The sequence below is a fragment of the Kytococcus sedentarius genome (genome assembly GCF_041937525.1).
In the GTDB taxonomy this organism is placed as follows: Bacteria; Actinomycetota; Actinomycetes; order Actinomycetales; family Dermatophilaceae; genus Kytococcus; species Kytococcus sedentarius_A.
The window spans coordinates 99,668-119,247 of the sequence record NZ_CP169391.1; the positions used below are offsets into that span (position 1 = coordinate 99,668).

General features: G+C 69.1%; 30 protein-coding genes. 28 read left to right on the top strand and 2 right to left on the bottom strand.

What is annotated here, in order from left to right; genetic code table 11:
• Window positions 1–20 precede the first annotated feature (20 nt).
• The 27 genes from rplB (at window position 21) to rplQ (ending at window position 15,235) form a co-directional block, all read left to right on the top strand.
• Entirely contained in the window at window positions 21–857 is an 837-nt protein-coding gene (gene rplB / locus ACEY2A_RS00430) for a 50S ribosomal protein L2 (RefSeq protein WP_374928928.1), read from the top strand.
• A gap of 14 nt (window positions 858–871) precedes the next feature.
• A complete protein-coding gene (gene rpsS / locus ACEY2A_RS00435; RefSeq protein ID WP_015780015.1) occupies window positions 872–1,150 on the top strand; it encodes a 30S ribosomal protein S19 in 279 nt (92 codons plus the stop codon).
• A gap of 67 nt (window positions 1,151–1,217) precedes the next feature.
• Window positions 1,218–1,595 (top strand): 50S ribosomal protein L22, encoded by a 378-nt coding sequence (gene rplV, locus ACEY2A_RS00440; RefSeq protein WP_374928929.1) that lies wholly within the window; start codon window positions 1,218–1,220, stop codon window positions 1,593–1,595.
• Window positions 1,595–2,416, top strand: a complete 822-nt coding sequence (gene rpsC, locus ACEY2A_RS00445) for a 30S ribosomal protein S3 (protein WP_374928930.1) — start codon at window positions 1,595–1,597, stop codon at window positions 2,414–2,416. The genes rplV and rpsC overlap by 1 nt, the downstream gene beginning before the upstream one ends.
• Window positions 2,416–2,835, top strand: coding sequence for a 50S ribosomal protein L16 (gene rplP / locus ACEY2A_RS00450; protein ID WP_374928931.1), 420 nt, complete (start codon window positions 2,416–2,418; stop codon window positions 2,833–2,835). Before rpsC ends, rplP begins: the two co-directional genes overlap by 1 nt.
• Window positions 2,835–3,071 carry a 50S ribosomal protein L29 gene (gene rpmC, locus ACEY2A_RS00455; RefSeq protein WP_015780011.1) on the top strand — a complete coding sequence of 79 codons (237 nt, stop codon included), beginning with the start codon at window positions 2,835–2,837 and terminating at the stop codon, window positions 3,069–3,071. The genes rplP and rpmC overlap by 1 nt, the downstream gene beginning before the upstream one ends.
• Window positions 3,071–3,379 carry a 30S ribosomal protein S17 gene (gene rpsQ, locus ACEY2A_RS00460; protein ID WP_374928932.1) on the top strand — a complete coding sequence of 103 codons (309 nt, stop codon included), beginning with the start codon at window positions 3,071–3,073 and terminating at the stop codon, window positions 3,377–3,379. Before rpmC ends, rpsQ begins: the two co-directional genes overlap by 1 nt.
• Window positions 3,380–3,529: 150 nt before the next feature.
• A complete protein-coding gene (gene rplN, locus ACEY2A_RS00465) occupies window positions 3,530–3,898 on the top strand; it encodes a 50S ribosomal protein L14 (RefSeq protein WP_015780009.1) in 369 nt (122 codons plus the stop codon).
• 3 nt (window positions 3,899–3,901) lie between these two features.
• Complete coding sequence (gene rplX, locus ACEY2A_RS00470; protein WP_374928933.1) at window positions 3,902–4,261, top strand: 50S ribosomal protein L24; 360 nt, start codon at window positions 3,902–3,904, stop codon at window positions 4,259–4,261.
• A 14-nt stretch (window positions 4,262–4,275) separates the two neighbouring features.
• Window positions 4,276–4,854, top strand: a complete 579-nt coding sequence (gene rplE, locus ACEY2A_RS00475) for a 50S ribosomal protein L5 (RefSeq protein ID WP_374929953.1) — start codon at window positions 4,276–4,278, stop codon at window positions 4,852–4,854.
• A 2-nt stretch (window positions 4,855–4,856) separates the two neighbouring features.
• Window positions 4,857–5,042 carry a type Z 30S ribosomal protein S14 gene (locus ACEY2A_RS00480; protein ID WP_015780006.1) on the top strand — a complete coding sequence of 62 codons (186 nt, stop codon included), beginning with the start codon at window positions 4,857–4,859 and terminating at the stop codon, window positions 5,040–5,042.
• 115 nt (window positions 5,043–5,157) lie between these two features.
• Window positions 5,158–5,556, top strand: a complete 399-nt coding sequence (rpsH, locus tag ACEY2A_RS00485; RefSeq protein WP_015780005.1) for a 30S ribosomal protein S8 — start codon at window positions 5,158–5,160, stop codon at window positions 5,554–5,556.
• Between the two features lie 26 nt (window positions 5,557–5,582).
• On the top strand, window positions 5,583–6,122 hold the full coding sequence (gene rplF, locus ACEY2A_RS00490) for a 50S ribosomal protein L6 (protein ID WP_374928934.1): 540 nt from the start codon (window positions 5,583–5,585) through the stop codon (window positions 6,120–6,122).
• A gap of 3 nt (window positions 6,123–6,125) precedes the next feature.
• Window positions 6,126–6,500, top strand: coding sequence for a 50S ribosomal protein L18 (gene rplR, locus ACEY2A_RS00495; protein WP_374928935.1), 375 nt, complete (start codon window positions 6,126–6,128; stop codon window positions 6,498–6,500).
• Window positions 6,501–6,540: 40 nt separating this feature from the next.
• Window positions 6,541–7,266 carry a 30S ribosomal protein S5 gene (gene rpsE, locus ACEY2A_RS00500; protein WP_374928936.1) on the top strand — a complete coding sequence of 242 codons (726 nt, stop codon included), beginning with the start codon at window positions 6,541–6,543 and terminating at the stop codon, window positions 7,264–7,266.
• Window positions 7,266–7,448 carry a 50S ribosomal protein L30 gene (gene rpmD / locus ACEY2A_RS00505; RefSeq protein WP_374928937.1) on the top strand — a complete coding sequence of 61 codons (183 nt, stop codon included), beginning with the start codon at window positions 7,266–7,268 and terminating at the stop codon, window positions 7,446–7,448. The genes rpsE and rpmD overlap by 1 nt, the downstream gene beginning before the upstream one ends.
• Window positions 7,449–7,450: 2 nt before the next feature.
• On the top strand, window positions 7,451–7,942 hold the full coding sequence (rplO, locus tag ACEY2A_RS00510; RefSeq protein WP_374928938.1) for a 50S ribosomal protein L15: 492 nt from the start codon (window positions 7,451–7,453) through the stop codon (window positions 7,940–7,942).
• A 198-nt stretch (window positions 7,943–8,140) separates the two neighbouring features.
• Window positions 8,141–9,460, top strand: a complete 1,320-nt coding sequence (gene secY / locus ACEY2A_RS00515) for a preprotein translocase subunit SecY (protein ID WP_374928939.1) — start codon at window positions 8,141–8,143, stop codon at window positions 9,458–9,460.
• Window positions 9,457–10,038, top strand: coding sequence for an adenylate kinase (locus ACEY2A_RS00520; protein ID WP_374928940.1), 582 nt, complete (start codon window positions 9,457–9,459; stop codon window positions 10,036–10,038). The genes secY and ACEY2A_RS00520 overlap by 4 nt, the downstream gene beginning before the upstream one ends.
• Window position 10,039: 1 nt before the next feature.
• Window positions 10,040–10,885, top strand: a complete 846-nt coding sequence (gene map / locus ACEY2A_RS00525) for a type I methionyl aminopeptidase (RefSeq protein WP_374928941.1) — start codon at window positions 10,040–10,042, stop codon at window positions 10,883–10,885.
• 165 nt (window positions 10,886–11,050) lie between these two features.
• A complete protein-coding gene (gene infA / locus ACEY2A_RS00530; protein ID WP_015779996.1) occupies window positions 11,051–11,272 on the top strand; it encodes a translation initiation factor IF-1 in 222 nt (73 codons plus the stop codon).
• A 94-nt stretch (window positions 11,273–11,366) separates the two neighbouring features.
• Entirely contained in the window at window positions 11,367–11,480 is a 114-nt protein-coding gene (rpmJ, locus tag ACEY2A_RS00535; RefSeq protein WP_007928044.1) for a 50S ribosomal protein L36, read from the top strand.
• A gap of 219 nt (window positions 11,481–11,699) precedes the next feature.
• The gene (gene rpsM / locus ACEY2A_RS00540; RefSeq protein WP_015779995.1) at window positions 11,700–12,071 is read left to right on the top strand and encodes a 30S ribosomal protein S13; all 372 of its coding nucleotides are present in this window, start codon (window positions 11,700–11,702) and stop codon (window positions 12,069–12,071) included.
• A gap of 45 nt (window positions 12,072–12,116) precedes the next feature.
• Window positions 12,117–12,518: a 30S ribosomal protein S11 gene (rpsK, locus tag ACEY2A_RS00545; RefSeq protein WP_374928942.1), complete on the top strand. Its 402-nt coding sequence runs from the start codon at window positions 12,117–12,119 to the stop codon at window positions 12,516–12,518.
• A gap of 17 nt (window positions 12,519–12,535) precedes the next feature.
• Complete coding sequence (gene rpsD / locus ACEY2A_RS00550) at window positions 12,536–13,144, top strand: 30S ribosomal protein S4 (RefSeq protein WP_374928943.1); 609 nt, start codon at window positions 12,536–12,538, stop codon at window positions 13,142–13,144.
• A 157-nt stretch (window positions 13,145–13,301) separates the two neighbouring features.
• Complete coding sequence (locus ACEY2A_RS00555; RefSeq protein WP_374928944.1) at window positions 13,302–14,330, top strand: DNA-directed RNA polymerase subunit alpha; 1,029 nt, start codon at window positions 13,302–13,304, stop codon at window positions 14,328–14,330.
• A gap of 74 nt (window positions 14,331–14,404) precedes the next feature.
• Entirely contained in the window at window positions 14,405–15,235 is an 831-nt protein-coding gene (gene rplQ / locus ACEY2A_RS00560) for a 50S ribosomal protein L17 (protein ID WP_374928945.1), read from the top strand.
• A 94-nt stretch (window positions 15,236–15,329) separates the two neighbouring features.
• Here the strand turns inward: rplQ and ACEY2A_RS00565 are convergent, their stop codons facing one another.
• Together ACEY2A_RS00565 and ACEY2A_RS00570 are read right to left on the bottom strand one after the other, a co-directional pair.
• On the bottom strand, window positions 15,330–17,804 hold the full coding sequence (locus ACEY2A_RS00565; RefSeq protein WP_374929954.1) for a glycoside hydrolase family 65 protein: 2,475 nt from the start codon (window positions 17,802–17,804) through the stop codon (window positions 15,330–15,332).
• A gap of 53 nt (window positions 17,805–17,857) precedes the next feature.
• Window positions 17,858–18,598, bottom strand: a complete 741-nt coding sequence (locus ACEY2A_RS00570; protein WP_374928946.1) for an HAD family hydrolase — start codon at window positions 18,596–18,598, stop codon at window positions 17,858–17,860.
• A gap of 117 nt (window positions 18,599–18,715) precedes the next feature.
• On the opposite strand from ACEY2A_RS00570, the gene truA reads away from it, so the two are divergent.
• Window positions 18,716–19,552: a tRNA pseudouridine(38-40) synthase TruA gene (gene truA / locus ACEY2A_RS00575; protein WP_374928947.1), complete on the top strand. Its 837-nt coding sequence runs from the start codon at window positions 18,716–18,718 to the stop codon at window positions 19,550–19,552.
• Window positions 19,553–19,580: the final 28 nt, after the last annotated feature.

Below are 19,580 nucleotides of genomic sequence, written 5' to 3' on the forward strand. Positions count from 1 at the left end.
TACGGAGCTAGGACCTAAACATGGCAATCCGCAAGCACAAGCCCACGACCCCGGGCCGCCGCGGCTCGAGCGCCGCGGACTTCGTCGAGGTCACGCGCAGCACCCCCGAGAAGTCGCTGGTGCGCCCGCTGACCAAGTCCGGTGGCCGCAACGCCTCCGGCCGCATCACCACCCGTCACATCGGTGGTGGCCACAAGCGCGCCTACCGTCTGATCGACTTCCGTCGGTCCGACAAGGACGGCGTGCCGGCGAAGGTCGCCCACATCGAGTACGACCCCAACCGCACCGCGCGCATCGCGCTGCTGCACTACGCCGACGGTGAGAAGCGCTACATCATCGCGCCGCGCAACCTGGCCCAGGGCGCTCAGGTGGAGTCGGGCCCCACGGCCGACATCAAGCCGGGCAACAACCTGCCGCTGCGCAACATCCCCGTCGGTACGGTGGTCCACGCGATCGAGCTCCGCCCCGGTGGCGGCGCCAAGATCGCCCGGTCCGCCGGCACCCGCGTGCAGCTCGTCGCCAAGGACGGCCCCTACGCCCAGCTGCGTATGCCGTCCGGTGAGATCCGCAACGTGGACGCCCGCTGCCGCGCCAGCATCGGCGAGGTCGGCAACGCCGAGCAGTCCAACATCAACTGGGGCAAGGCCGGCCGCATGCGCTGGAAGGGCAAGCGCCCGACCGTGCGTGGCGTGGTCATGAACCCGGTCGACCACCCGCACGGTGGTGGCGAGGGACGTACCTCGGGTGGCCGTCACCCGGTGAGCCCCTGGGGCAAGCCGGAGGGCCGCACCCGCAAGAAGGGCAAGGGCAGCGACAAGATGATCGTTCGCCGCCGCCGCACCGGCAAGAAGCGCTGATAGGAGCACCTGAGATGCCTCGTAGCCTCAAGAAGGGCCCCTTCGTCGACGACCACCTTGCCAAGAAGGTGGACGCCCAGAACGAAGCCGGCACCAAGAACGTGATCAAGACCTGGTCCCGCCGGTCGATGATCACCCCGGACATGCTCGGCCACACCCTGGCCGTGCACGACGGCCGCAAGCACGTCCCGGTCTTCGTGACCGAGTCGATGGTCGGCCACAAGCTCGGCGAGTTCGCCCCGACGAAGACCTTCCGTGGTCACGTCAAGGACGACCGCAAGGGCCGTCGCTGATCTCAGCACCGTGATCGCACCCGCGATCACACTCACTCACCACCAGAACGATTGAAGAGGGACTGACATGGAAGCCAAGGCGCAGGCGCGGTACGTCCGCGTGACGCCCATGAAGGCTCGCCGCGTCGTGGACCTGATCCGTGGCAAGCAGGCCTCTGAGGCCCTGGCCGTGCTGCAGTTCGCCCCGCAGGGTGCGAGCGAGCCGGTGATGAAGGTGCTGCAGAGCGCTATTGCGAACGCCCGGTTCATGGCCGACCGTGACGCCACGGCCTTCGACGAGAGCTCGCTGGTCATCAGCGAGGCCTACGTCGACGAGGGCCCGAGCATGAAGCGGTTCCGCCCCCGTGCTCAGGGGCGGGCCAGCAAGATCCTGAAGCGCACGAGCCACATCACCGTGCTCGTGTCGCAGAAGACCGATGAGAACGCCAAGGGAGGGACCCGCTGATGGGTCAGAAGATCAACCCGCACGGCTTCCGTCTGGGCATCACCACCGACCACAAGAGCCGCTGGTTCGCCGACTCCTCCGCCGAGGGTCAGCGTTACGCCGACTTCGTGGGCGAGGACGTCGCCATCCGCAAGCTGCTGTCCAGCGGCATGGAGCGCGCCGGCATCGCCAAGGTCGAGATCGAGCGCACCCGTGACCGCGTGCGTGTGGACATCCACACCGCTCGCCCGGGCATCGTCATCGGTCGCCGTGGCGCCGAGGCGGACCGCCTGCGCGGCCAGCTCGAGAAGCTGACCGGCAAGCAGGTCCAGCTCAACATCCTCGAGGTGAAGAACCCCGAGGCCGTCGCCCAGCTCGTGGCCCAGGGCATCGCCGAGCAGCTCTCTGCTCGTGTGTCGACCCGTCGTGCCATGAAGAAGGGCATCCAGTCCGCGCAGCGCGCCGGTGCCAAGGGCATCCGGGTGCAGTGCTCGGGTCGCCTCGGCGGCGCCGAGATGAGCCGCACGGAGTTCTACCGCGAGGGTCGTGTGCCGCTGCACACCCTGCGCGCCAACATCGACTACGGCTTCTACGAGGCCCGGACGACGTTCGGCCGCATCGGTGTGAAGGTCTGGATCTACCAGGGCGACATGACCGACAAGGAGCTCGCTCGCGAGCAGGCGAACGCGCCGCAGCAGCGTCGTGGCCGGGGCGACCGCCCGGGCCGTGGCCGCGGTGGCGAGGCCCCGCGTGGTCGCGGTCGTGGCCCGCGTCGTGACGCTCCGGACGCCGCGCCGGCTGGTGCCGGTGAGGCCAAGGCCGCCGAGGGAGGCGAGAACTGATGCTGATCCCGCGTCGTGTGAAGCACCGCAAGCAGCACCACCCCAAGCGTGGTGGCGCGTCGAAGGGCGGCACGCAGCTGGCCTTCGGTGACTACGGCATCCAGGCCCTGGGCCCCGCCTACGTCACCAACCGTCAGATCGAGTCCGCGCGTATTGCGATGACCCGCTACATCAAGCGAGGCGGAAAGGTGTGGATCAACATCTACCCCGACCGTCCGCTGACCAAGAAGCCTGCCGAGGTCCGCATGGGTTCCGGTAAGGGTTCGCCCGAGTGGTGGGTCGCCAACGTCAAGCCGGGCCGGATCATGTTCGAGCTCTCGGGTGTGACCGACGAGGTCGCCCGCGAGGCGCTCCGGCTGGCCATGCACAAGCTTCCGATGAAGTGCCGCATCGTGGCACGTGAGGGTGGTGACGTCTGATGGCGCTCGGCTCCGACGACAAGACGATGACCGACCTGCGAGGCCTGGACGACCAGGGCCTGCGTGACGCCCTGGCCGAGGCGAAGCAGGAGCTGTTCAACCTGCGTTTCCAGTCCGCCACGGGTCAGCTGTCCAACAGCAGCCGCCTCCGCGCGGTCCGCAAGGACATCGCCCGTATCTACACCGAGATGCGCGAGCGCGAGCTCAACATCGGCCGCGCCGCCCAGGAGGCCTGATGTCCGAGCAGACCACGCCCGAGGTGTCCGAGTCCGGCAAGCTGCTGGCTCCCGGTGGCCGCCAGTTCCGCAAGGAGCGTCGCGGCTACGTCGTGTCCGACAAGATGGAGAAGACCATCACCGTCGCACTCGAGGAGCACGTGAAGCACGCCCTGTACGGCAAGGTCATCCGCAAGACCAAGAAGGTCAAGGCGCACGACGAGGAGAACACCGCCGGTATCGGCGACCTCGTCCGCATCGCCGAGACCCGCCCGACCTCTGCGACCAAGCGCTGGCGCCTGGTCGAGGTCGTGGAGAAGGCCAAGTAAGACCCATCGATGGTGGGGACCCGCACCGTGGTCCCGCCCGGCCCCGCGCCAGCGGGACCCGGTGTCCGACCCCACCTTCAGCCCATCCGGTTCGGCAAGGCTCACCCCCGTACGGCGGGGTGAGAACCTGCTCGACGACAGGAGTTTGCAGTGATCCAGCAGGAGTCGCGACTGCGCGTCGCCGACAACACCGGTGCGAAGGAGATCCTTTGCATCCGTGTTCTCGGTGGTTCGGGCCGTCGCTACGCCGGCATCGGCGACACGATCGTCGCGTCGGTGAAAGACGCCATCCCCGGCGGCAACGTGAAGAAGGGTGATGTCGTGAAGGCGGTCATCGTCCGCACGACGAAGGAGCGCCGCCGTCCCGACGGCAGCTACATCCGCTTCGACGAGAACGCCGCCGTCATCCTCAAGGCCGACGGGGAGCCCCGTGGCACCCGCATCTTCGGCCCGGTCGGCCGCGAGCTGCGTGACAACCAGTTCATGCGCATCGTGTCGCTGGCCCCGGAGGTGATCTGAGCCATGGCGAAGATGAAGATCAAGAAGAACGACCTGGTCCAGGTGGTGACCGGCCGCAAGCAGGAGAACGGCGGTGACCGCGGGAAGACCGGTCGAGTGATCGAGGTCTACCCCGAGCGCAACCGCGTGCTCGTGGAGGGCATCAACCGCGTGACCAAGCACACCAAGGCTGGTGTGGGCGGTGGCGCTGGCGGCATCCAGATCGTCGAGGCCCCCATCCACGTGTCCAACGTGGCGCTGGTGGACCCGGAGACCAACACCCCGACCCGCGTGCGCACGCGTGTCGAGAACGTCGAGCGCAACGGCCGCACCAAGGCCACCCGGACCCGTGTGTCCGTGCGCTCGGGCAAGGACCTGGCATGAGTGAGACCACTGAGATGACCGAGCAGACCGCTGCTCCGGCCGAGCGTTCGGTGCCGCGTCTCAAGGAGCGTTACCGCTCCGAGATCCGCGACGCGCTCCAGGCCGAGTTCGGCTACGCCAACGTGATGCAGATCCCCGGCGTCACCAAGGTCGTCGTGAACATGGGTGTGGGCGATGCCGCCCGCGACTCCAAGCTCATCGACGGCGCGATCCGCGACCTGACCACCATCACCGGTCAGAAGCCGCGCGTGAACCGGGCCAAGAAGTCCATCGCCCAGTTCAAGCTGCGCGAGGGCATGCCCATCGGTGCGAACGTCACCCTGCGTGGGGACCGCATGTGGGAGTTCCTGGACCGTCTGGTGTCGGTGGCCCTGCCCCGTATCCGTGACTTCCGCGGTCTGTCGCCGAAGCAGTTCGACAGCAAGGGCAACTACACCTTCGGCCTCACGGAGCAGTCGATGTTCCACGAGATCGACCAGGACAAGATCGACCGCGTCCGCGGGATGGACATCACGGTCGTGACCACTGCCGAGACCGACGACGAGGGCCGTGCGCTGCTTCGCGCGCTGGGCTTCCCGTTCAAGGAGAACTGATCGTGGCGAAGACCGCTCTGAAGAACAAGGCTGCCAAGAAGCAGAAGTTCGCCGTGCGCGCCTACACGCGGTGCCAGCGATGCGGCCGTCCGCACTCGGTGTACCGCAAGTTCGGCCTGTGCCGCATCTGCCTGCGCGAGATGGCCCACGCCGGCCAGCTCCCGGGCGTCACCAAGTCCTCCTGGTGACCCAGGTTCTTTATCCACTCCACTCCATCACAGGTCCCCGGGTGCGCTGCGGCGCACAGGGAGCGGGAACCCGCTCCACCCGGCGAAACCAGGATGAGGAAGGGCGCGACTGCCCATGACCATGACTGATCCGATCGCGGACATGCTGACCCGCGTGCGCAACGCCAACTCGGCGCAGCACGACGAGGTCCGCATGCCGTTCTCGAAGCTGAAGGCCCACATCGCCGACATCCTCAAGGCCGAGGGTTACATCGGTGAGTGGACCGAGGAGGAGGCGGAGGTCGGCAAGACCCTCGTCATCTCCCTGAAGTACGGCCCGAACCGGGAGCGTTCCATCGCAGGTGTTCGCCGGGTGTCCAAGCCCGGTCTGCGTGTGTACGCCAAGTCGACCAACCTGCCCAAGGTCCTCGGTGGCCTGGGTATCGCGATCCTGTCGACCTCCTCGGGCCTTCTGACCGACAAGCAGGCTGCAGCCAAGGGCGTGGGCGGGGAAGTCCTCGCCTACGTCTGGTGAGCCCAGGACGAGGAAGGAACTAGAGAATGTCTCGTATTGGACGTCTTCCCGTCACTGTGCCCAGTGGTGTCGACGTGACCATCGATGGCCAGGACGTGAAGGTCAAGGGCCCCAAGGGTGAGCTCTCCGTCACGATCCCCGGGCCGATCACGGTGGCGAAGAACGATGAGGGGGCCGTGGAGCTCTCCCGCCCCGACGACGAGCGCGACTCCCGCGCCCGTCACGGCCTGAGCCGCAGCCTGGTGCAGAACATGGTGGTCGGTGTGACCGAGGGGTACTCCAAGACCCTCGAGATCAACGGCACCGGTTACCGCGTGGTGGCCAAGGGCTCGGACCTGGAGTTCGCGCTCGGCTACTCGCACCCGATCCTGGTGAAGGCCCCCCAGGGCATCACCTTCGCCGTCGAGAGCCCGACCCGGTTCTCCGTGAGCGGCATCGACAAGCAGCTCGTGGGCGAGGTCGCGGCCAACATCCGCAAGCTGCGCAAGCCCGACCCGTACAAGGCCAAGGGTGTGCGCTACGAAGGCGAGCACATCCGCCGCAAGGTCGGAAAGGCTGGTAAGTAAGCCATGGCAAAGATCGTGAAGCGTGCCCAGGGCAGCGTCGCCGCGCGCGGCCGTCGCCACGCCCGTCTGCGCAAGAAGGTCTCCGGCACCGCCGAGCGCCCCCGCCTGGCCGTGCACCGGTCGAGCCGCCACGTGTTCGTCCAGGTGATCGACGACGTGGAGGGCCGGACCCTCGCGTCGGCCTCCACCATGGAGACCGAGCTGCGCGGCACCGAGGGCGACAAGTCCGCCAAGGCCCGCAAGGTCGGCGAGCTCGTGGCCGAGCGCGCCAAGGCCGCCGGTGTCGAGGCCGTCGTCCTGGACCGTGGTGGCAACCGGTACGCCGGTCGCGTCGCCGCCGTCGCCGACGGTGCCCGTGAGGGTGGTCTGGCGCTGTGATGACTGACATGACCCGAGCAACTCAGGGAAAGGACCTCTGATGGCTGAGACTCAGCAGGGAGGCGAGCTCACCGGCGCAGAGGCTCAGAAGACCAGCGCTGGTGACCGCACCAACGAGCGGTCCGGCAACGACCGCAACGACCGCAACGACCGTGGTGGCCGCGGAGGCCGCGACAGCGGTCGCGGTGGTCGCGACGGCGGCCGTGGTGGTCGCGGTGGCCGTGACGGCGGTCGCGACGAGGGCAACCAGTACCTCGAGCGCGTCGTCACCATCAACCGTGTGGCCAAGGTCGTGAAGGGTGGTCGTCGCTTCAGCTTCACCGCCCTGGTCGTGGTGGGCGACGGCGACGGCAACGTCGGCGTCGGCTACGGCAAGGCCAAGGAGGTGCCGCTGGCGATCTCCAAGGGTGTCGAGGAGGCGAAGAAGAACTTCTTCCGCGTCGCCCGCATCGGCGGCACCATCCCGCACCCCACCCAGGGTGAGGACGCCGCTGGCATCGTCATGCTCCGTCCGGCCGCGCCCGGTACCGGTGTGATCGCCGGTGGTCCGGTCCGCGCCGTGCTGGAGTGCGCCGGCATCCACGACGTGCTGACCAAGTCGTTGGGTTCGGACAACCAGATCAACATCGTGCACGCCACGGTGAAGGCACTGAAGCAGCTCGAGCAGCCGGAGGCCGTGGCCGCGCGCCGTGGTCTGCCGCTCGAGGACGTGGCGCCCGCCGCCATGCTGCGCGCCCGTGCCGCGGCTGCCGGAGAGGGGGCCTGATGGCCACGCTCAAGGTGACCCAGGTCCGTTCCGCGATCGGCGCGAAGCCGCAGCACCGTGAGACGCTGCGCAGCCTCGGGCTGAAGCGGATCGGCCACTCGGTCGAGAAGCAGGACCGCCCGGAGATCCGGGGCATGGTCAAGAGCGTCACCCACCTGGTGACGATGGAGGAGGTGAACTGAGGATGGCAACCAAGGACACGAACGCCGAGACCGCACAGGCCGCGGCGGCCGAGTCGCCGCTGAAGGTCCACGACCTCCGCCCGGCCCCCGGTGCCAAGAAGGCCAAGACCCGTGTGGGTCGTGGTGAGGCCTCGAAGGGCAAGACCGCCGGTCGCGGTACCAAGGGAACGAAGGCTCGTTACCAGGTGCCCGAGCGGTTCGAGGGTGGCCAGACGCCGCTGCACATGCGTCTGCCGAAGCTGCGCGGCTTCAAGAACCCGTTCAAGGTGACCTACCAGGTCGTGAACGTGGACCAGATCGCCACGCACTTCCCCGAGGGTGGCGAGGTGAACGCCGAGACCCTGGTCGAGGCCGGCCTCGTCCGCAGGAACCAGCCCGTCAAGGTGCTCGGTTCCGGTGAGATCTCGGTCGCGGTCAACGTCACCGCCGACAAGTTCTCGGCCTCGGCCGAGCAGAAGATCTCCGCTGCGGGTGGTTCCACCACCACGCTCTGAGGTCCTCTGACCACTGCCACGCAGGGCCCCACCCGTCGCTGACGGAGTGGGGCCCTGCTGGTGTTAGGGTCACCTAGCGCCACATGCGCCATCCTGGGTCGTCCGGTACGTGCCGGACCGCCCCGTCACCCGCAGGACGTGCCCGCCCGGCACGCTCGATCGGACGCACCGCCGCGGGTCGGTCCACATGGAGGTTTCGTGCTCAGCTCATTCGGTCGGGCGTTCCTGACTCCCGATCTGCGTGGCAAGTTGCTGTTCACGCTCGCGATCATGGCGCTGTTCCGCCTCGGGTCGCACGTGCCGACCCCGGGCATCGACTACAGCCTGGTGCAGACCTGTCAGGCCCTGGGGACGGGGTCGAACTCCCTGCTGGGCCTCACCAACATGTTCTCGGGCGGGGCGCTGCTCCAGCTGTCGATCTTCGCGTTGGGGATCATGCCCTACATCACCGCGAGCATCATCGTGCAGCTGCTCACCGTGGTGATCCCGCACTTCGAGCGCCTCAAGCAGGAGGGTTCGGCCGGGCAGGCCAAGATGACGCAGTACACGCGCTACCTGACGATCGGTCTGGCCGTGCTGCAGTCCACCACCCTCATCAGCTTCGCGCGCAACCCGCACCAGCTGTTCGGCGGCACCCCGGCCGACTGCCCCACGGTCATGACCAGCGAGTCCCTGTGGACCGTTGCGCTGATGGTGCTGACCCTCACCGCCGGCACCGGCCTGGTGATGTGGCTCGGTGAGACCATCACCGAGAAGGGCATCGGCAACGGCATGTCGCTGCTGATCTTCACCGCCATCGCTGCTGGTTTCCCCGGCTCGCTGTGGGCCATCAAGGACCGCGGCTGGGACAAGTTCGTCATGGTGCTGCTGCTGGGCCTGGTGATCCTGACCATCGTCGTGTTCGTGGAGCAGTGCCAGCGCCGGGTCCCGGTGCAGTACGCCAAGCGCATGGTGGGGCGTCGCATGTACGGCGGCACCTCCACGTACATCCCGCTGAAGCTCAACATGGCGAACGTGATCCCCATCATCTTCGCCAGCTCCATCCTGATGCTGCCGATGATGGTGGCCCAGTTCCAGACGCCCAACGACGGCTCGCGCCCGCCGGGCTGGGTGGAGTGGGTCTCGCGGCACCTGCAGATGAGCACCGACCCGGTCTACGTGATCGTGTACTTCGGCCTCATCGTCTTCTTCGCCTTCTTCTACACGTCGATCACCTTCGACCCGGACGACGTCGCGGACTCCATGAAGCGCTACGGCGGTTTCGTGCCGGGCGTCCGTGCCGGGCGTCCGACGGCCCAGTACCTGCGCTACGTCCTCAACCGCATCACGGCCCCCGGTGCCCTGTACCTGGGCATCCTGGCCCTGATCCCGCTCTACGCGTTCGACCGTCTCGGCGCGATCGGTGACTTCCCCTTCGGCGGTGCCTCGCTGCTCATCGTCGTGGGTGTCGGACTGCAGACCGTGAAGCAGATCGAGTCCAAGCTGCAGCAGCACGAGTACGAAGGATTCCTCCGATGACCCGCATGATCATCCTTGGTCCCCCCGGGGCCGGCAAGGGCACCCAGGCCGCGCTCATCGCCGAGCGCTACGGCATCCCGGCCATCTCCACCGGTGACATCTTCCGCGCCAACATCAAGGCCGAGACCGACCTGGGCAAGCAGGTCAAGGAGATCACCGCCTCCGGCGCACTGGTCCCCGACGAGCTCACCAACCGCATCGTGGAGGACCGGCTGGCGCAGTCCGACGCGCAGGAGGGCTTCCTGCTGGATGGCTACCCGCGCAACCTCGGCCAGGTGGAGGCGCTCGACGCCATGCTCCGGGAGACCGGCCAGTCGCTCGACGTCGTGCTCGAGCTCGTGGTGGACACCGAGGAGGTCGTCCAGCGCCTGCTGAAGCGCGCCGAGATCGAGGGGCGGGAGGACGACACCGAGGAGGTCGTGCGTCACCGCATGGACGTCTACACCGAGCAGACCGCGCCGCTCAGTGAGGCGTACGACAAGCGTGGCCTGCTCGAGCGCGTGGACGGCCTCGGCGAGGTCGACGAGGTCACGCAGCGCATCACCGAGGTGCTCGACCCCCTCGCCGGCCCGGCCTGACGTGCTGGGGCGGGGCAAGCGGCTCACCGGCAGGAGCCGGGAGGAGCTGGGCGCGATGCGGGCCGCCGGCCTGGTCGTCGCCCGCACCCTGGAGCTGGTGCGGGAGTCCCTCGAGCCCGGTCGCAGCACCGCCGAGCTCGATGCGGTGGCCGAGGACTCGATCCGCGGCGCCGGTGCGGTCCCCAGCTTCAAGGGCTACCACGGCTTCCCGGCCTCCCTCTGTGTGAGCGTGAACGACGAGGTCGTCCACGGCATCCCGGGGGAGCGCACGCTGGCTGCCGGCGACCTCGTGAGCGTCGACTGCGGCGCCATCGTGGACGGCTGGCACGGTGACGCCGCGCGCTCGTGGGTGGTGCCGGGGGCGCCGGCGGACACGGCCACTGACGCCCTGGTGGAGGACACCCGCCTGTCGATGTGGCACGGCATCGGGGCGCTGCGCAGCGGCGGCAAGCTGTTCGCCATCGGGGAGGCCATCCAGGAGCTGCTCGAGGAGCGGGAGGAACAGCGGGGGCTGACCTACGGCATCGTCGAGGAGTACGGCGGACACGGGATCGGGCGGGAGATGCACATGGACCCGTGGATCCCCAACTATGCGGCCCGGGGATCGGGCGGCACCGTGCCCACGGGCCTGACCGTGGCCATCGAGCCGATGGTCACGCTGGGGAGTCCTGAGAGCCACACCCTGTCCGACGAATGGACGGTGGTCACCGATGACGGGTCCCTCGCCTGCCACTGGGAGAACACCGTGGCCGTGACCGACGGGGGACTGTGGGTGCTCACGGAGCTCGATGGGGGAGCTGCCGGCCTGGCCGAGGTGGGCGCCTCGTTCGCCCCGCTGGGGGACTGATCCGGCGGATCCGTGCGCGGATTCGTGCCCGGCGCCCTTGTGCGATAGGCTGACCAGTCGGGTATTCGTGTGTCCTCATCCTGCCTGCGGGCAGGAGGGCACCGGACCCGCAGTCTATGGCCGGACCCATCCGGGGCGAGGCCGACCAAGTGAGTAGCGGAGGACATGGCCAAGAAGGACGGCGTCATTGAGGTCGAGGGCACGATCGTCGAGGCTCTGCCGAACGCGATGTTCCGCGTGGAGCTGACCAACGGCCACGTGGTTCTCGCCCACATCTCGGGCAAGATGCGTCAGCACTACATCCGGATCCTCCCCGAGGACCGTGTGGTGGTGGAGCTCAGCCCGTACGACCTGTCCCGCGGACGCATCGTCTTCCGCCACCGCTGAGGGCCCCGCCCCCAGCACTCACGCACCATCCGCACCGTTCACGCCTGTGGGGTCCCCCTGCGGGCGTGCACGCACGATCCGAAGGCACTGGCACATGAAGGTTCAGCCGAGCGTCAAGAAGATCTGTGACAAGTGCAAGGTGATTCGCCGCAACGGTCGAGTCATGGTGATCTGCGACAACCTGCGCCACAAGCAGCGCCAGGGCTGACGCACTCGCCGCACGCGACACGGATCGCACGTCCCCGCACCGCCGGGGACGACTGCTTGACAACAGCACGATGACAACGCACCACCCGACCCCCGCAGAGCTGCGGGACGTCACCCCCGGCGTGGAGGCCGGGGACCGGAACCACTGGATCGATTCGAGGCAGTGGCCCCCCGGGTTGGTGGTGCACCAGACCTCCACGAACACAGGACAAGGAACACGATGGCACGTCTCATCGGTGTCGACCTCCCGCGTGACAAGCGCGTGGAGATCGGCCTCACGTACATCTTCGGTGTGGGTCGTACCCGCGCCCTGCAGGCCGTGGAGGCCTGCGGAATCGACCGCTCCACCCGGGTGAAGGACCTGAACGACGAGCAGCTCGTCGCTCTGCGTGACTTCCTCGAGGGCAACTTCCAGCTCGAGGGTGACCTCCGCCGTGAGGTGGCCGCCGACATCCGCCGCAAGGTCGAGATCGGCAGCTACCAGGGCCTGCGCCACCGCCGCGGTCTGCCCGTGCGCGGCCAGCGCACCAAGACCAACGCGCGCACGCGCAAGGGCCCCAAGAAGACGGTTTCCGGCAAGAAGAAGGCCTGAGCCCACGCTCAGCCTCCTCACCCCAAGCTCTAGTCAGGAGTAAGCATGCCCCCCAAGACTCGCGCCGCGGCCTCGCGCACGCGCCGTCGTGTCAAGAAGAACGTCGCGGCTGGCCACGCGCACATCCGCTCGACGTTCAACAACACCATCATCTCCATCACGGACCCCAGCGGCGCCGTGATCGCGTGGGCCTCCGCCGGCCAGGTCGGCTTCAAGGGCTCCCGCAAGTCGACCCCCTACGCCGCGCAGATGGCCGCCGAGGCCGCTGCCCGTCGTGCCATGGAGCACGGCATGAAGAAGGTCGACGTGTTCGTCAAGGGCCCGGGCCCCGGTCGTGAGACCGCCATCCGTTCCCTCACCGCCACCGGCCTGGAGGTCGGCTCCATCTCTGATGTGACGCCGATCGCCCACAACGGTGTTCGTCCGCCCAAGCGCCGTCGGTTCTGAGAGGAAAGGACTGAATCATGGCTCGTTACACCGGCCCCATCACCAAGAAGTCCCGCCGTCTCAAGGTCGACCTCGTCGGCGACGACAAGAGCTTCGACTCCCGCCCGTACCCGCCCGGCATGCACGGGCGTCGTCGGACGCAGGAGAAGGAGTACCTGGCCCAGCTGCAGGAGAAGCAGAAGGCCCGCTTCATGTACGGCGTCATGGAGAAGCAGTTCCGTCGCTACTACGCCGAGGCGGCCCGTCGCCCCGGCAAGACCGGTGACAACCTGCTGACCATCCTCGAGTCGCGTCTCGACAACGTCATCTACCGCGCCGGCATCGCGCCGACCCGTCGCGCCGCCCGCCAGCTGGTGACCCACGGTCACTTCCTGGTGAACGGCCAGCGCGTGGACGTCCCGTCGTACCAGGTGTCCAAGTTCGACATCATCGACGTGCGTCCGAAGTCGGTCGAGACCCAGCCGTTCGAGATCGCCCGCGAGACCTTCGGCGAGCGTCCCGTCCCGGCGTGGATGAAGGTCGTGCCCGGGTCGCTCCGGGTCCTGATCTTCGACCGCCCGATGCGGGAGCAGATCGACACCGTTCTGACCGAGCAGCTCATCGTGGAGCTCTACTCCAAGAACTGATCAGCGACTCCGGTCGCCACCGCGCCCGGCTCCGCAGGAGTCCGGCGCACCGGCACCGGTGGTCGACAGATGCCACCGGTGCCCTGGCCCGACGCGCGCGTCGGGTGTCACTGCGAGCAGCGTCATATAGCGGTCGCTGCGCGGAAAGGAAACGCACGTGCTGATTGCCCAGCGCCCCACCCTCTCCGAGGAGAAGGTCTCCGAGGCCCGTTCCCGGTTCACCATCGAGCCGCTGGAGCCGGGTTTCGGCTACACCCTCGGCAACTCGCTCCGCCGCACCCTGCTCTCGAGCATCCCCGGTGCCGCGGTCACCAGCATCCGCATCGACGGCGTGCTGCACGAGTTCTCCACCGTTCCCGGTGTGAAGGAGGACGTCACCGAGCTCATCCTCAACATCAAGTCGCTCGTCTTCTCCTCGGAGCACGACGAGCCCGTGGTGGCCTACCTGCGCAAGCAGGGTGCGGGTGAGATGACCGGTGCCGACATCAGCTGCCCGGCCGGTGTCGAGGTGCACAACCCCGACCTGTACCTGGGTGCGCTGAACGACGAGGGCGCGATCGACCTCGAGCTCACCATCGAGCGTGGCCGCGGCTACGTCTCGGCGCAGCAGAACAAGGGCGGGGAGCAGGAGATCGGCCGGATCCCGGTCGACTCCATCTACTCGCCGGTGCTGTCCGTCACCTACAAGGTGGAGGCCACCCGAGTCGAGCAGCGCACGGACTTCGACAAGCTGATCGTCGACGTCGAGACCAAGAACTCCATGTCCCCCGCCGACGCGATGGCGTCGGCCGGCAAGACGCTGGTGGAGCTCTTCGGTCTGGCGCGCGATCTCAACGTCGAGGCCGAGGGCATCGAGATGGGCACCGTGCAGACGGACGCCTCCCTGGCCGCCGACCTGGCGCTGCCGGTGGAGGAGCTCAACCTGTCCGTGCGTTCCTACAACTGCCTGAAGCGCGAGGGCATCCACACCGTGGGTGAGCTCGTGGCACGCAGCCAGGCGGACCTGCTGGACATCCGCAACTTCGGCAACAAGTCCATCGACGAGGTGCAGGTGGAGCTCCACAAGCTCGGCCTGGCCCTGAAGGACACCCCGGCCGACTTCGACCCGTCCACCATCGTGCTCGACCGCGATGAGGACGACGAGGCCGACGCCGGTGACGAGGTCCTCGAGGACGAGCAGTACTGAGGGTCCGCCCGCAGTGACATCCGGCGGCCGCGCAGCGGGCGTCGCTGACACTTGGAAAGCACAGGAGAAATCACATGCCTACCCCGAAGAAGGGCCCGCGCCTGGGCAGTGGCCCGGCGCACGAGCGGCTGCTGCTGGCCAACCTGGCCACCTCGCTGTTCGAGCACGACCGCATCACGACCACGGAGGCCAAGGCCAAGCGCCTGCGTCCCCTGGCCGAGCGCATGATCACCTTCGCCAAGAAGGGTGACCTGCACAACCGTCGCAAGGTCATGACCGTGATCCGCGACAAGTCCGTCGTGCACAAGCTGTTCACGGAGATCGCCCCGGACGTGGCCGACCGTGAGGGTGGTTACACCCGCATCGTGAAGCTGGCGCCGCGCAACGGTGACAACGCGCCGATGGCCGTCATCGAGCTCGTCCGCGAGCCGGTGGCCCGCAAGGCCGTCGTGACCGAGGCCGAGCGTGCGAACCAGAACGCCGCGCGGGCCACGGCTGCCGACACCGCCGCTGCCGAGGCCGCCCCGGCCGAGGAGACCGCTGAGGTCGACGCCGCGTCCGCCGCCGTGCCGGTGGAGGACACTGCTGCCGAGGCCCCCGCCGCCGAGGCGACGACGGACACCGTCGACGCCGCGGACGCGGCTGTGGCCGCCGACGCCGCCGTGGCCGAGGGCGACGCCATCGAGGCCGGCAAGACCCGGTCCGGCAAGGACCTCCCGGCCGGGGCCGCCAACGCCCTGGAGGACGGCGCTGCGCCGTCCGAGGAGTACACGGTCAAGGGCAACATGGACTCCGGCAAGTACCACCAGCCCGGTGGCCGCTGGTTCGAGTCCACCGTCGCCGAGGTCTGGTTCAAGTCCGAGGAGGACGCCGAGGCCGCTGGCTTCAAGAAGGCCGGCAGCTGACCCTGCCGAGCCGCCGGTGACCGACAGGTCACCCCACACGTGAGCCCCCCCACCTCCTCCGAGGTCGGGGGGCTCACGCGTGTCGTCAGTGGGCTCAGGGGGCCCCGGTCAGCCCCGTCTCGGGGGTGCTGGCGGAGATCACCGAGCCGTCGGCGCGGGCCCGCCCCACGTGGCACCCGGGCGCGAGCACCTCATCGAGCCGCTCGCCCTGCCCGTCGAGGGGGACAGTGGTCGTCTCCCCGGTGACGGCCACGGGGGTCCCGCGGACGATGAGGGCGACGGCCTCCCCGGCGGCCGCCGGCCCGGTCTCGGCGGTCAGCTCCAACGCGGTCTGGGTGAGGCGGCAGCGCACCCGGCTGCCCTGCCACTGCACGCGGAAGGTGAGCTCCTCCCAGCCCTCGGGGAGGCGGGGATCGAAGGTCATCTGGCCACCGACGGCGCGCATGCCGCCGAAGCCGCTCACCAGGGCGCTCCACACGCCGCCGGAGTTGGCGATGTGCATGCCGTCGACAGTGTTGGAGTGCGCGTCCGCGAGGTCGACGTAGAGGGAGCGCAGGAAGTAGTCCAGCGCCATGCGGTGGTAGCCCACCTCGGAGGCCATGATCGACTGCACCACGGCCGAGAGCGTGGAGTCCCCGGTGGTGATGGGGTCGTAGTACTCGAAGTCGGCCCGCTTCTGGGCGGTGGTGAACCGGTCACCCTGCAGGAACAGGGCCAGCACCACATCGGCCTGCTTGAGCACCTGGTACCGGTAGATGACCAGCGGGTGGTAGTGCAGGAGCAGGGGGTGCTTCTCCGGGGGAGTGGCCGCGAGGTCCCAGACCTCACGGTCCAGGAAGTGGTCGTCCTGGGGGTGGATCCCCAGTGCCTCGTCGAACGGGATGTGCACGGCGGCGGCGATGCGGGCCCAGGTCTCCGGCTCGTCGGGTTCCAGGCCCAGCCGCTGGACGGCCTCGGAGTGGGCCTGCGGGTCGGTCTCGGCCAGCTGCTCGACGGCCTGGGCGGCGCGTTCCAGGTTGTGGCGGGCCATGACGTTGGTGAACAGGTTGTTGTTCACCACGGTGGTGTACTCGTCCGGGCCGGTGACGCCGTGGATGTGGAAGCTGGGATCGGGGCCCTCGCGCCAGAAGCCGAGGTCGGTCCACATGCGGGCCGTGCTCACGAGGATGTCGATGCCGTCGCGGCGCGCCAGGTCCTCGTCGCCGGTGGCGTCGAGGTACTTGGTCAGGGCGTAGGCCACGTCGGCGTCGATGTGGTACTGCGCGGTGCCGGCAGCGTAGTAGGCCGAGGCCTCCTCGCCGTTGATGGTGCGCCACGGGAACAGGGCGCCGTCCAGTGCCAGGTCCGTGGCGCGCTCGCGGGCCTTCGGCAGCATCCGGGCCCGGAAGTGCAGGGCGTTGCGGGCCAGGTGCGGCATCGTGTAGGTCAGGAAGGGCACCACGTACGCCTCGGTGTCCCAGAAGTAGTGGCCCTCGTAGCCGCTGCCGGTGACGCCCTTGGCGGGGATGCCCTCCCGGTCCGCACGGCCGGCGGCCTGGGCCAGGGAGAACAGGGCGTAGCGCACGGCCTGCTGGATGGCGCCGTCGCCGGGCACCTCCACATCGGCGTTGGCCCAGAAGTCGGCCAGCCAGGCGGCCTGGGCCTCCTGCGCGGCGGCCACGCCCTCGGGGACGAGGCGGTCCAGGGTGCGGTGGCAGCGGTCCAGCAGCTCGGCCACGGGCACGCCGGTGGAGGAGTGGTAGGTGAGCCACTTGTCCACCCGGAAGCGCTGTCCCTCGGCGAGGCGGAACGAGTAGACCTGCTTGGCCTGGTCGTCGTCCACCAGCTGGCTGGTGCGCACCTCCGCATCGGTGGTCACGTGGTGCTCGGCGCCCACGCCCAGGGTCATGCGTGAGTTGGTGGTGCGCCACCCCATCAGCAGGCGCTCGCCGGTGGACTCCTGGGCCTGCGGCTGCAGCACGCGGTGGCCGAAGGAGGCGGCCTTGCGGGGGTCGAAGCCGGCCCCCATCGCCTCGGAGCCGACGGCGTACTCGTCGGTGCCGTCCTGTCGGTTGAGGATCTGGCTGGAGACGGTGAGCGCCGCATCGCCGGAGAGCATCTCCACCTCGAGGGAGAGCAGGGCGAGGTGGCGCTCGGCGAAGGAGACCATGCGCTCGGAGCGCACCCGCAACCGCTTGCCGGCGGAGGTGCGCCACACCACCTCGCGGCACAGGATGCCGGTGCGCAGGTCCAGGGTGCGCTCGTAGGACTCCACGTCTGCGGTGGCGAGGATGAACGGCTCGTCGTCCACGTACAGCTTCATGAGCTTGGCGTCCGGGGCGTTGACGATGGTCTGGCCCACCTTGGCGAAGCCGTAGGCCTCCTCGGCGTGCTTGATGCGCCAGGTCTCGTGGAAACCGTTGACGAAGGTGCCGTGGGCGTGGGCCTCGCGGCCCTCCTCGGGGTTCCCGCGCAGGCCGAGGTAGCCGTTCGCGACGGCGAAGAGCGTCTCGGTGAGGCCCTGGTCGTCGGGGCTGGGGGAGGTCTCGACCAGGCGCCACGGGTCGATGGGGAAGCGGGTGCGGTCCATCGGGTCGGTGCGGGGGGCGCCGTCGGCGCCGGTCGTGACGTGGCTGGCGGCGGTCACGGGACGAGCTCCTGGAGGTCGGTGATCACGAGGGTGGCGCCCGCATCGGTCAGGGCGGCGGCGCCGGCGCCGCGGTCCACGCCGATGACGTGGGCGAACCCGCCGTCCGCGGCAGCGCGGCACCCGGAGGTGGCGTCCTCGACCACCGCCGCGTCCGCGGGGCTCGCGCTGAGCGCCTCGGCGGCGGCGAGGAAGGTGTCGGGGGCGGGCTTGCCCGGCAGGCCCTGCTCGGCGGCGACCCGCCCGTCCACGACGACCTCGAAGTGGCGGTCCAGCCCGGCGGCACGCAGGACGGCGGGCGCGTTGGCGGAGGAGGAGACGATCGCCATCGGGGTGCCGGCGGCGGCCAGGTGCTCCACGAGGGCGACGGATCCCGGGTAGGGCGTCACCCCATCGCGGGAGAGGACGTCGGTGAAGGCGGCGTTCTTGCGGTTCCCCAGTCCCCGCACGGTGAGGGCGTCGGGTGCGTCCTCGGGCGTGCCCTCCGGCAGGGTGATGCCGCGGGAGGTCAGGAGGTCGCGGACGCCGTCGTAGCGGGGCTTGCCGTCCACGTGGTCGTAGTAGTCCTGCTCGGTGTACGGGGTGTGGTCCTCGCCGGTGCGCGCCGAGTGCTCCGCGAGGAACGCGGTGAAGAGGGCGTCCCAGGCGCGCATGTGCACCTCGGCGGTGGGGGTGAGCACCCCGTCGAGGTCGAACAGGACGGCACCCAGGCGCGTGAGATCGGGGTACTCAGGCATGGGATCGAGCGTAGGTGGTGCGCGGGCGGGGATCGAGGAGCGAGCCTGTGGGGACGCTCACGTCCGGTGGGGTGGGGAGAGGCTGAATGGGAGGGCTCCCCCGGTAGCCTGCCGCGCATGCCCCGCATCCGTCTCGACTTCGCCTACGACGGCCACGACTTCCACGGGTGGGCGCGGCAGCCGGGGCTACGCACGGTGCAGGAGGAGCTCGAGCGGGGGCTGGCCACCGTCCTGCGCACCGCCGACGTGTCCCTGACCGTGGCCGGCCGGACCGATGCGGGGGTGCACGCCACGGGCTCTGTGTGTCACCTCGACGTGGACGACGAGGCATGGCGGGCCGTCCCGGGTCGCTCCGACCGCGCGCCCGCTGCCGCGTTGGTGTCCCGGCTGGCCGGGGTGCTCCCGCCGGACCTGGTCGTGCAGCGCGCCGCGGAGGTCCCGGACGCCTTCGACGCCCGCTTCTCCGCCCTGCGCCGGCACTACCGCTATCTGCTCTGCGATCGTCGAGAGACCCTGGATCCGCGCCGCCGCGGCATGGTCGTGGCCTGGCGCCGTTCGCTGGACGTCGAGGCCATGGCTGCCGCGGCCCAGCAGCTGGTGGGTCTGAACGACTTCGCCGCCTTCTGCAAGCCGCGCGAGGGCGCCACCACCGTGCGCACGCTGGAGCGCTTCGCCTGGACGCGCACCGAGGAGGGCTGGGTGGCCGGCGAGGTGGTGGCCGACGCGTTCTGCCACTCCATGGTGCGCGCCCTCGTGGGTGCCGTCGTTCCGGTGGGGGAGGGCCGCCGCCCCATCGAGTGGCCGCGGGAGGTGCTCGAGGGCCGCCAGCGCATCGGGGCCGTGACCGTCATGCCCGCGCACGGGCTCACGCTCACTCAGGTGGACTACCCCGACGACGCTGACCTGGCCACCCGTGCAGAGGAGGCCCGGTCGATGCGGGGGCCGCTCACCTGATCCACAGGAACTCGCACAGGAGAGTGAC

Coding starts and splice junctions, on each gene's coding strand:
- rpsQ (WP_374928932.1), top strand. CDS start 3,071: ATGTCCGAGCAGACCACGCCCGAGGTGTCCGAGTCCGGCAAGCTGCTG.
- rplP (WP_374928931.1), top strand. CDS start 2,416: ATGCTGATCCCGCGTCGTGTGAAGCACCGCAAGCAGCACCACCCCAAG.
- infA (WP_015779996.1), top strand. CDS start 11,051: ATGGCCAAGAAGGACGGCGTCATTGAGGTCGAGGGCACGATCGTCGAG.
- rpsC (WP_374928930.1), top strand. CDS start 1,595: ATGGGTCAGAAGATCAACCCGCACGGCTTCCGTCTGGGCATCACCACC.
- rpsM (WP_015779995.1), top strand. CDS start 11,700: ATGGCACGTCTCATCGGTGTCGACCTCCCGCGTGACAAGCGCGTGGAG.
- ACEY2A_RS00565 (WP_374929954.1), bottom strand. CDS start 17,804: ATGGACCGCACCCGCTTCCCCATCGACCCGTGGCGCCTGGTCGAGACC.
- rplE (WP_374929953.1), top strand. CDS start 4,276: ATGACCGAGCAGACCGCTGCTCCGGCCGAGCGTTCGGTGCCGCGTCTC.
- rplV (WP_374928929.1), top strand. CDS start 1,218: ATGGAAGCCAAGGCGCAGGCGCGGTACGTCCGCGTGACGCCCATGAAG.
- rpsD (WP_374928943.1), top strand. CDS start 12,536: ATGGCTCGTTACACCGGCCCCATCACCAAGAAGTCCCGCCGTCTCAAG.
- ACEY2A_RS00520 (WP_374928940.1), top strand. CDS start 9,457: ATGACCCGCATGATCATCCTTGGTCCCCCCGGGGCCGGCAAGGGCACC.
- rpsH (WP_015780005.1), top strand. CDS start 5,158: ATGACCATGACTGATCCGATCGCGGACATGCTGACCCGCGTGCGCAAC.
- rplB (WP_374928928.1), top strand. CDS start 21: ATGGCAATCCGCAAGCACAAGCCCACGACCCCGGGCCGCCGCGGCTCG.
- rplR (WP_374928935.1), top strand. CDS start 6,126: ATGGCAAAGATCGTGAAGCGTGCCCAGGGCAGCGTCGCCGCGCGCGGC.
- rpmJ (WP_007928044.1), top strand. CDS start 11,367: ATGAAGGTTCAGCCGAGCGTCAAGAAGATCTGTGACAAGTGCAAGGTG.
- rpsK (WP_374928942.1), top strand. CDS start 12,117: ATGCCCCCCAAGACTCGCGCCGCGGCCTCGCGCACGCGCCGTCGTGTC.
- truA (WP_374928947.1), top strand. CDS start 18,716: ATGCCCCGCATCCGTCTCGACTTCGCCTACGACGGCCACGACTTCCAC.
- rplF (WP_374928934.1), top strand. CDS start 5,583: ATGTCTCGTATTGGACGTCTTCCCGTCACTGTGCCCAGTGGTGTCGAC.
- rpsS (WP_015780015.1), top strand. CDS start 872: ATGCCTCGTAGCCTCAAGAAGGGCCCCTTCGTCGACGACCACCTTGCC.
- rpmD (WP_374928937.1), top strand. CDS start 7,266: ATGGCCACGCTCAAGGTGACCCAGGTCCGTTCCGCGATCGGCGCGAAG.
- rplX (WP_374928933.1), top strand. CDS start 3,902: ATGGCGAAGATGAAGATCAAGAAGAACGACCTGGTCCAGGTGGTGACC.
- rpmC (WP_015780011.1), top strand. CDS start 2,835: ATGGCGCTCGGCTCCGACGACAAGACGATGACCGACCTGCGAGGCCTG.
- rpsE (WP_374928936.1), top strand. CDS start 6,541: ATGGCTGAGACTCAGCAGGGAGGCGAGCTCACCGGCGCAGAGGCTCAG.
- ACEY2A_RS00570 (WP_374928946.1), bottom strand. CDS start 18,598: ATGCCTGAGTACCCCGATCTCACGCGCCTGGGTGCCGTCCTGTTCGAC.
- rplQ (WP_374928945.1), top strand. CDS start 14,405: ATGCCTACCCCGAAGAAGGGCCCGCGCCTGGGCAGTGGCCCGGCGCAC.
- rplO (WP_374928938.1), top strand. CDS start 7,451: ATGGCAACCAAGGACACGAACGCCGAGACCGCACAGGCCGCGGCGGCC.